This window comes from Nostoc sp., assembly GCF_036919595.1.
Taxonomy (GTDB): Bacteria; Cyanobacteriota; Cyanobacteriia; order Cyanobacteriales; family Nostocaceae; genus Nostoc.
The window spans coordinates 1-7,957 of the sequence record NZ_JBALCO010000158.1; the positions used below are offsets into that span (position 1 = coordinate 1).

9 protein-coding genes are annotated in these 7,957 nt (G+C 43.6%); 8 read left to right on the forward strand and 1 reads right to left on the reverse strand.

Going from position 1 to position 7,957, the window contains the following annotated elements; genetic code table 11:
• Positions 1-124: 124 nt before the first annotated feature.
• Positions 125-496 carry a hypothetical protein gene (locus V7K21_RS24585; protein WP_335177868.1) on the forward strand — a complete coding sequence of 124 codons (372 nt, stop codon included), beginning with the start codon at positions 125-127 and terminating at the stop codon, positions 494-496.
• 33 nt (positions 497-529) lie between these two features.
• Here V7K21_RS24585 and V7K21_RS24590 read toward each other — a convergent pair whose 3' ends face one another.
• Positions 530-961 (reverse strand): hypothetical protein, encoded by a 432-nt coding sequence (locus V7K21_RS24590; protein WP_335177870.1) that lies wholly within the window; start codon positions 959-961, stop codon positions 530-532.
• A gap of 382 nt (positions 962-1,343) precedes the next feature.
• Here V7K21_RS24590 and V7K21_RS24595 point away from each other — a divergent pair, with 382 nt between their 5' ends.
• From V7K21_RS24595 to V7K21_RS24625, 7 genes are all read left to right on the forward strand, one after another.
• On the forward strand, positions 1,344-1,688 hold the full coding sequence (locus tag V7K21_RS24595) for a hypothetical protein (protein WP_298918411.1): 345 nt from the start codon (positions 1,344-1,346) through the stop codon (positions 1,686-1,688).
• Positions 1,689-1,875: 187 nt separating this feature from the next.
• Positions 1,876-4,035, forward strand: a complete 2,160-nt coding sequence (locus V7K21_RS24600; protein WP_335177872.1) for a pentapeptide repeat-containing protein — start codon at positions 1,876-1,878, stop codon at positions 4,033-4,035.
• Between the two features lie 178 nt (positions 4,036-4,213).
• Entirely contained in the window at positions 4,214-4,705 is a 492-nt protein-coding gene (locus V7K21_RS24605; RefSeq protein WP_334722779.1) for a hypothetical protein, read from the forward strand.
• 145 nt (positions 4,706-4,850) lie between these two features.
• Positions 4,851-5,057, forward strand: coding sequence for a hypothetical protein (locus tag V7K21_RS24610; protein ID WP_273769525.1), 207 nt, complete (start codon positions 4,851-4,853; stop codon positions 5,055-5,057).
• Positions 5,058-5,261: 204 nt separating this feature from the next.
• The gene (locus V7K21_RS24615) at positions 5,262-6,518 is read left to right on the forward strand and encodes a GNAT family N-acetyltransferase (RefSeq protein WP_335177875.1); all 1,257 of its coding nucleotides are present in this window, start codon (positions 5,262-5,264) and stop codon (positions 6,516-6,518) included.
• Positions 6,499-6,996, forward strand: coding sequence for a Holliday junction resolvase RuvX (gene ruvX, locus V7K21_RS24620; protein WP_335177877.1), 498 nt, complete (start codon positions 6,499-6,501; stop codon positions 6,994-6,996). The genes V7K21_RS24615 and ruvX overlap by 20 nt, the downstream gene beginning before the upstream one ends.
• A 142-nt stretch (positions 6,997-7,138) precedes the next feature.
• Positions 7,139-7,711: a DUF3727 domain-containing protein gene (locus tag V7K21_RS24625; RefSeq protein WP_335177879.1), complete on the forward strand. Its 573-nt coding sequence runs from the start codon at positions 7,139-7,141 to the stop codon at positions 7,709-7,711.
• Positions 7,712-7,957 lie beyond the last annotated feature (246 nt).

The following is a 7,957-nucleotide window of genomic DNA, read 5'->3' on the forward strand; positions in this document are numbered from 1 at the left end:
AGCAACCATTATTCAGGAGAAATCTTCTTCTAATCTATTTGGTGGGTCGTGGATGCCAGAATAATTTTCTACCCCGAAGTATTGAGGGGATACAAGTTTTGTATAGCAGGACGACATTTAAAAAATGAGCTTTAAGTCATTTCAATTCAATCTTTTAAATCTCCGCCCTTGGCTCACCCTACTAGCAGTTATTTGGTTGTTGGCATCAGTGGGCTTGGGTTGGTTGGTTAATTCATTACTAATTATTTTCGGGTTGCTGTTGTTAGCACCCATTGTGGCTTTTTTTGGCTTTCGTTGGTGGCTGCAACGCAACTTGGTTGCTGACCAGTGTCCCGTCTGTGAATATGAATTTACAGGTTTAAATAACAGTCAGTTGCAATGTCCTAACTGTGGAGAGTCGCTGTTAGTACAAAATAGTCATTTCCAGCGCTTCGCACCAGAAGGCACAATTGATGTCACTGCTGTCGAAGTTCCAGCCCAATCACTAGAAGATTAGTCAAGGGTTATTGCTCACTGGTCAAATGATTATTTATTTTGTTTGTTGTGAAATTGAGAGGGTGTAGCTATACTGTTGCTTGGATAATTCGCCCACATACAGCGAGTATTTTCCTGCCTGCCAGTAACCAGAAACTTCTGACTTGCCTCCTGAGTAACTATCTGCCATTACACAAAAGCGCCCTCCAGGCCCGTTGAGCAACAGCGTTGGCTTGCCTTGACTTTCGACTGTTAATCGCAAATAAGGTAGGGACTCTGTAACCTGGATCACTTGACTAGGTTCAGTGGTAATATTGCCACAATTACTTTTGACTGTTCCCCCAGACTTTCCCTTCAAAATCAATGGATCTGATTGGAGATTCCGATTAATTTGGATTGTAGGTGTCTGTGCCAAATTAGCCTCAGTGAAAACTAAACTCATCGCCAAAGCTGTGGGAACAATTGTAAGTAGCCTAAGCGTTTTCATTTTAATTAATGCTCCAGATTTTTTCTAGAGCAATGTTATATAGTCTGATTTAATAGACGACAGCAATCCGTCTTGGTTCCCAAAACTGTCGTATAAAGCAATACCATTCATTTAAGGATTGTTTGTGAAGATTGATGGGTGTAGAGACTATCAATCGTGCAAATTATCTATGTTTTGTGGCGCTTTTGCACTAAAAGATTTCACGGGACATTTCGCACTTCAATCCGTAACACGTTAATCTTCCATAAATCATCATAATTTTTACCCGTCAGAAAGGCATTGCACACACAGACATTAGCTAAAATCACTAAGACAAGCACTAAAAATACAATTTGATTGGTTTGCTGTCGAATAAGTGACTTAGCTGAGGTAGAAAAAATTGATGAATCCTCAAAGAGAAGAAGACTTGCAGCGTCGCCTCGATAAGCTAGAGGCAGAGATTAATTCTTCGCCTAAAGTGGTTCCCCAACCACAAGAACAAAAACAGATCCGTCAGTCTGTTTTTGCCAACTTGAACTTGCAACTGGAGCGATTTCAGATTTGGTTCAACAGCTTATCTGGAGCGAAAAAGCTAGTAGTTTCAGGTGTGACGGTGCTAGTAGGCTTGGCGATGCTGCAAGCAGTGTTTAAACTAGTTGCATCTGTAATTAGTCTGGCATTTTTGGCAGTGTTAGTGTATGTTGGATACAAATTTTTTGCGTCTAGTAGCTTTCAAGGTAAGCAATAATTGATGTTGATATGCATTTCCTTTGCACTCTGCCTAGAGTTATGAGAGTCAGGAGCCAGAATACAAAAGGCTTCTGACTTATGACTCCTAAATTCTATTTCAATATGCTTTTGTTCTTGCTGATTAGCTTAGTCTATTTTAATTGTGCCGATCGCGGCGTAGAAATAATGTCAAAGGGAATTATGCGATGACGACACCAATTGTCAACAAAAGTAATCAATCTGGTCAGTCAAAAAAACCGGAAAGAGCCAATTCGCTGTTACTAGCAAGTAGGCGTTTTGCTGCTTGGGCGGCTGAAATCACACTAGTAGTTACCAGTGGGTTGATTCCCTTCGGCATTGGTGTCTATGCCAATTCTAGAAGCGATTTTAATCGAGTGCCGCTTAACCCCATACTGGTAGTCACCGAAAGAGCGATCGCTAGACCCTTGGCTCTGCCTGTGAGCTATGGCATCCCTAACGTAGCATGGCCGACTAATATTTTGTGGACAATCGCCCTGTTAGCGCCTGTAACTCTCTCGTGGTGGCAATTGTATTTACTGGCTAAGACTGGTAGCACAATTCCGAAACGTTGGTTAAAAGTGCGGGTTGTCAACGAGCAAGGCAAGTCACCCGGATTGGGGGCAGTTGTAATTAGAGAAGGAGTTGGGCGTTGGACTGTACCTATTTCCATCGCCTATCTGCTGTGGCGCTACAGCTTTGCTTTTCCTAATTTAGGATTATTCACATTTTTGTCTTTGTTAATGATTGTGGGTGAAGGGATCGGCTTACCATCGCGCCGGGGGCGTCGCGCACTACATGATCAACTTGCAGGCACTTATACAATAGATGCGGCTCGCCCCTTGCCATCCTCACTCTTAGCTAACAACAGACAAGCTCAGTCTGCTAGCGGTAATGATCAAGCAGAAGAATTGCAAGAGGGAAATGAGGAATTAGCAGCAGCCCAAACTAACCAGTCACCTAATCTATGGCGGCAGATACAGCAAAATCCTAATCTGACTTTGTTTGGGGTAGGGCTTACAAGCATGACTGCTGTGTTGGCAACTTTAATCGGCACTCAAGTCTATATCCAAATTCAACAATCCCAGCGAGCAACTAAGCAAATCAACAGCCAACAGTTCCTCGAACTCGTCAAACAATTGAGTCCCAACTCTGGGGCGACTAACGACCAACGCCAAAGTGCAATTCTGGCTATGGGTGGTCTTAATGACCCACAGTCCATTAAATTTCTGGCGGATCTTTTAGTTAGCGAAACCAACCCCAGCCTCGTGGATACGATTCAACAAGCTTTGACAACTGTCGGGCCCAAAGCCATCCCGGAACTAAAAAATAAGAATCTGTTTTTGGTGGGGAAACTGGAGTCTGTGGGTAGTACTGCAACCCAAGAGCGGGAATTACGGCAAGGGCGGCTACAAAGAAACCAGCGGACGATCAACAAGATTCTCTCTGTTTACAGCGGTAAAATCGAGGGCATTGACCTTAGTAGCACCCAATTAGGTCAAAGCGGTACTCCAGGAAGTTCCTTCTTCAACTTGGTATTAGACAACGTTGATTTATCAGGAGTTAAGTTAAAATCTGCAAATCTTAACCAAGCCAGTTTGAAGGGTAGCCGCTTCCGGAGTGCGGGTGAGGATAGACGCTGGGATACCTACGACGATGTAATGGCTGATTTAAGCCAAGCTCAGTTGCAGCAAGCCAATCTTACTGATGCTAACCTCAGTCGCGTCTTGATGAATCGGATCGATTTGAGCCGCGCCACTCTCAACAGAGCCAACTTATCCAACGCGCGTCTATTTGATGCTAAACTCAACAGCACCCAATTAGTAGGAGCCGATCTGCGAAACGCAGTTTTGGAAAAAGCCAGCTTGACTGGAGCAGATTTAGGCGACGCTAAATTGAACGAAGCCAATCTGTACGCTGCGCGTTTAGGTCGCGTCACTGCCATCGGAACACAATTATCCTTTGCCAACTTAACTAACACTGATTGGCAAGGGGCAGATTTATCAGGAGCCTATTTGGATCGTGCTAATCTCAGTAATGCTAACCTGAGCGCCACACGTCTGGCTGGTGCTGTTTTGCGCTCTGCCCAGATGGAAAACGTCAACTTGCAAAATGCCGATCTGAGTCTTGCAGATTTACGGGGGGCAAATGTGGCAGGAGCAGATTTTAAGGGGGCAATTCTCGCTCCTAGTAAACAAGATCCAGCAGATCAATTTGTCCAAACTCCAGATTTAGGCTCAGTATCTGCCGTAGTCCAAGGCGTTGATTTTTCTCAAGCCAAAAATTTAGATGCTAAGCAATTAGCGTACATTTGTACTCAAGGAGGCATTCATCCCCGTTGCCCGTAGAATGGAGGGGGCAGGGGAGCAGGGGAGCAAGAATTTTAAATTTTAGATTTTGGATTTTAGATTGAAGTTTAATCCAAAAAACGCTCACGGACTCGCTCTCCGTGGCGCTATCGTCAATCCAAAATCCAAAATTAAATTGCCCAATGCCCAATAACAAAATGGTGTGAGGAGTTCGGTTATGAAGTATATTCCATATTTGGTTTCAGTTTTAGGGGCTGGCTTGGTCTTGAGTCTGGCGAGTACTAAACCAGCGCAAGCTCAGGTAGCCTATGGCAGTTATATCGGTATAGGCCCTAGTATTGGTTTTACTGATGGTATCCAATTCGGGGGGGTTATAGCGGGACGCTACAAGCTTTTGGAAGCGCCAATTTCCCTCCGTGCCCAAGTGTTAATTGGTAATAATACGGCAGTTGTACCAACGGTTTCTTACGATTTCCCCCTTAACTGGCAGGCTGATGCCTATCTGGGTGCTGGGTTAGTATTGGCTGGTGGTGGTGGTTCTTCTCCTGTGGGGGACAAAATTAGCTTTGCTTTACAACCGGGCATTGATTATATGATCCCAAATAGCAATACTGTCCTTTTTGGCAACGCCATCATTGCTTTTGATGCCTACCGTGACAGCGGTGGTACAGCGATCGCCGTACAAGGTGGTGTTGGTTTGAGATTTTAATGGGCAGATGAAAACCCTAGAGCGATCGCTATCCCTAAAAAGCGTTAAACTTCATTGCAAATTCATAAGTTAGTCCAAACAACGTGATAGTTTTTGGTTATTGAAGAGAGACAGCACAGGATTAACATAGGAGAATACAGTGGCAATGGAATCAAATTTATTAACGGATGCGGGCGCAGATGAAGTGAATCAAGATTTCAGTGAATATGTCGCCAACCTGCAACTTCATATGACTCTGCAAGCTCGCAATCTTGTTCCAACCCTGAAGCAAACACTGGTAGATAGTCGCCAGCAATTACTCCATCAAACCCAAGCCCACTTTGAAAAGCTAGTTTCTCGACAAGGGCTGTAAATATATACAAATTTTAATCAAAATTCAAATAAAATAAAGGCAGATCTTGTTGGGTCAATGCCAATGGTGTTCTCACAAGGTCTGCTATTTCTGCTTTTTTAAGTATTAAGTTACTAAAATCACCCTTTTGGCGCAATAGTAAGGGGCAGAAACTAGTTAATATTATTGCAGCAGTTCCTTTGAAGAGCAGTTAGTTAAGGCTGAATGGCGGCTCGAATTAAAATGACTTCATTACTTCCCCGAAACCTCAGCGTTGTTATCCGACCAGTCCAATACCGGGATCTGGACGGGATTGAGCGCATAACTCAAGAGTCATTCGCAGCCCATACTCCCCAAAGAGAAGGTTTTGCTATAAGCCAGATGCAAAGGCTGCGTCGCTGGTATGGATTACTCAAATTTTTGAGTTGGTTTCCTAACCCGCTACAGTATCGCCTCTGTGCCTATGTAGCAGAGCAAGGGCGGATGCTTGTAGGGATGATTCAAGTGTCACCGTTTAACCGGACACGTAGCACTTGGCGAATTGATCAAGTGCTGTTGGATCGTGGTGTCGATAAACAAGGAATTGGCTCGCAACTTTTGCGTCATTGCTTTGAATCGATTTTGGAAGCTCGCACTTGGCTACTGGAAGTCAATATCAACGACATCGAGGCGCTGGCACTATATCGACAAAATGGATTTCAGCGTCTGGCAGAAATGACATACTGGGAAATTGGGCCAGAATTACTGGTTGAATTGGCACAAGCAGAGCCAGACTTGCCCAACCTGTTGCCAGTGAGTAATGCTGATGCCCAATTGCTATATCAACTAGATACGGCATCTATGCCACCTCTAGTACGTCAGGTTTTTGACCGCAATACCCGCGACTTTAAAACCAGTTTGTTCGGCGCTTTAACTGATGCAGTGAAGCAATGGCTGACCAAAATGGAAGTAGTGAGTGGTTACGTATTTGAACCCCAACGCAAAGCTGCGATCGGCTATTTTCAGGTGCAACTTGACCGTAAGGGTGAAGTTCCCCACGTGGCAACGCTGACAGTTCATCCTGCTTACACCTGGCTGTATCCAGAGTTACTATCTCAACTGGCTCGGATTGCTCAAGATTTTCCCCAGCAAGGGTTACAACTAGCTTCCTCAGACTATCAGGCAGAGCGAGAAGAGTATTTGGAACGAATTGGAGCAAAACGCATAGAACACACACTAGTTATGTCTCGATCTGTGTGGCACAAGCTACGGGAGTCTAAATTTGTCTCCTTAGAAGGAATTCAGTGGACTGATATGCTGCAAGGTTTACAACCGTCCCGTAAACCGATACCAGGCGGGATGTCATGGATACAACCACCAAAGCTGCCATCGTCGGAGAAACCACTGCCAAGCAAGTCAGAAACGATTAACTTTCCGGTAAAAAACCCTAGCATGGAAGCATCGCCGATTCCTGAATCAGCAGATGCGCAGCAGGAGAATTAGTGTGATATCCCAAGAGCAACCAAAATCGTTTATTTCAGCGTTGGGACTAGATTTCGGTCGCAAGCGGATTGGAGTAGCAGGGTGCGATCGCACGGGTTTAATTGCCACGGGGATCACTACAATTGAGCGTACATCTTTTGAGCAGGATGTCGAGCAAATCCGGCAAATAGTTAATGAACGTGAGGTGCAAATCCTAGTTATGGGCTTACCTTATTCGATGGATGGCTCAATAGGATTTCAGGCACGTCAAGTTCAGAAATTTACTACAAAACTTGCTAGAGCACTGAAACTGCCTGTGGAATATGTGGATGAGCGATTAACTTCATTTCAAGCAGAGCAACTGCTGATAGCTGAGAACCGCTCCCCGTCACGCCATAAAGGTTTAATTGACCGCAAGGCAGCCGCTTTGATTTTACAACAATGGCTAGATGTTAAGCGTGCTAAATCCCGCAGTTCACTGGCGGCTATTGAGTATTGATACCTTTTAACATGATATTCTGAAAACGATTAGCCAGCAGTTGTATCTACGTATAAAGCTATTTGATTGACAAAATATGTGATTAATATAGTTAAGCGATTTTCCAAGTTGCTGGTATTTATTAAATTTCTACATTTCGGCTATGTTTTCCTCTCAATTCCCTGAAGAAAATGATAACGCTCATGCGGGTTCCATCACTTTAACCGATGAAAAAGGGCGATCGCTCGAATGTTACATAGAGCATTCCCTGGAGGTAGATGGACAAGAATACGTTTTGCTTCTTCCTGTAGACTCACCTGTAGAAATTTTTTATTGGGAAGGTGACGGTGAGGAAGAAGAAGCGGTTCTGGTAGAAGATGACACTACCATTGATAAAATTTTTGCTAATGCCCAAGCTGTACTATCTGAGCAGAACCTGATACTGAAAAACACAGCATACGCTTTGACTGTTGCAGGTGATTTACCGCCAGTTGAAGAATCAGAACTCTTTACCTTAGAAATCGAAGACGAAGAGGCAGATTTAGAGCCAGAACAATTACAGCTACTCGCTAGCTTCTATGATGAAGATCAGGAGTATGCAATTTATACACCCCTCGATCCCCTGTTGTTTTTTGCACGGATAACAAAAACAGGTGAACCTGAATTACTCTCTCCAGAGGAGTTTCGCCAAGTGCAACCTCTGTTAGAGGAACATCTTTTTAATGAAGTGGAATAAGATTAAAAATTCAAAATGAAAATGTAACATTTTGAATTTTTTAATTGAGAATTTTCATTGTGATCAAAATCTATTTAAACCTTTTGCCATGTCCTATAAAATGTGGAAGCAATGAAACATTGACACCAAATTGGGATAGTTTGTTTTCTTTAAAATTCGTAACTGCCTAGCTAGTAGTAATAGAGGAAAGGAAAACAGAGACATTACCTTCTAAAGCATCAGTAATAACTTCGAGGAGATTAAGAC

What these genes read in the sequence shown, in the direction of transcription:
- V7K21_RS24585 (WP_335177868.1), top strand. Translation starts at nt 125, where the DNA reads ATGAGCTTTAAGTCATTTCAATTCAATCTTTTAAATCTCCGCCCTTGG.
- V7K21_RS24590 (WP_335177870.1), bottom strand. Translation starts at nt 961, where the DNA reads ATGAAAACGCTTAGGCTACTTACAATTGTTCCCACAGCTTTGGCGATG.
- V7K21_RS24595 (WP_298918411.1), top strand. Translation starts at nt 1,344, where the DNA reads ATGAATCCTCAAAGAGAAGAAGACTTGCAGCGTCGCCTCGATAAGCTA.
- V7K21_RS24600 (WP_335177872.1), top strand. Translation starts at nt 1,876, where the DNA reads ATGACGACACCAATTGTCAACAAAAGTAATCAATCTGGTCAGTCAAAA.
- V7K21_RS24605 (WP_334722779.1), top strand. Translation starts at nt 4,214, where the DNA reads ATGAAGTATATTCCATATTTGGTTTCAGTTTTAGGGGCTGGCTTGGTC.
- V7K21_RS24610 (WP_273769525.1), top strand. Translation starts at nt 4,851, where the DNA reads ATGGAATCAAATTTATTAACGGATGCGGGCGCAGATGAAGTGAATCAA.
- V7K21_RS24615 (WP_335177875.1), top strand. Translation starts at nt 5,262, where the DNA reads ATGGCGGCTCGAATTAAAATGACTTCATTACTTCCCCGAAACCTCAGC.
- ruvX (WP_335177877.1), top strand. Translation starts at nt 6,499, where the DNA reads ATGCGCAGCAGGAGAATTAGTGTGATATCCCAAGAGCAACCAAAATCG.
- V7K21_RS24625 (WP_335177879.1), top strand. Translation starts at nt 7,139, where the DNA reads ATGTTTTCCTCTCAATTCCCTGAAGAAAATGATAACGCTCATGCGGGT.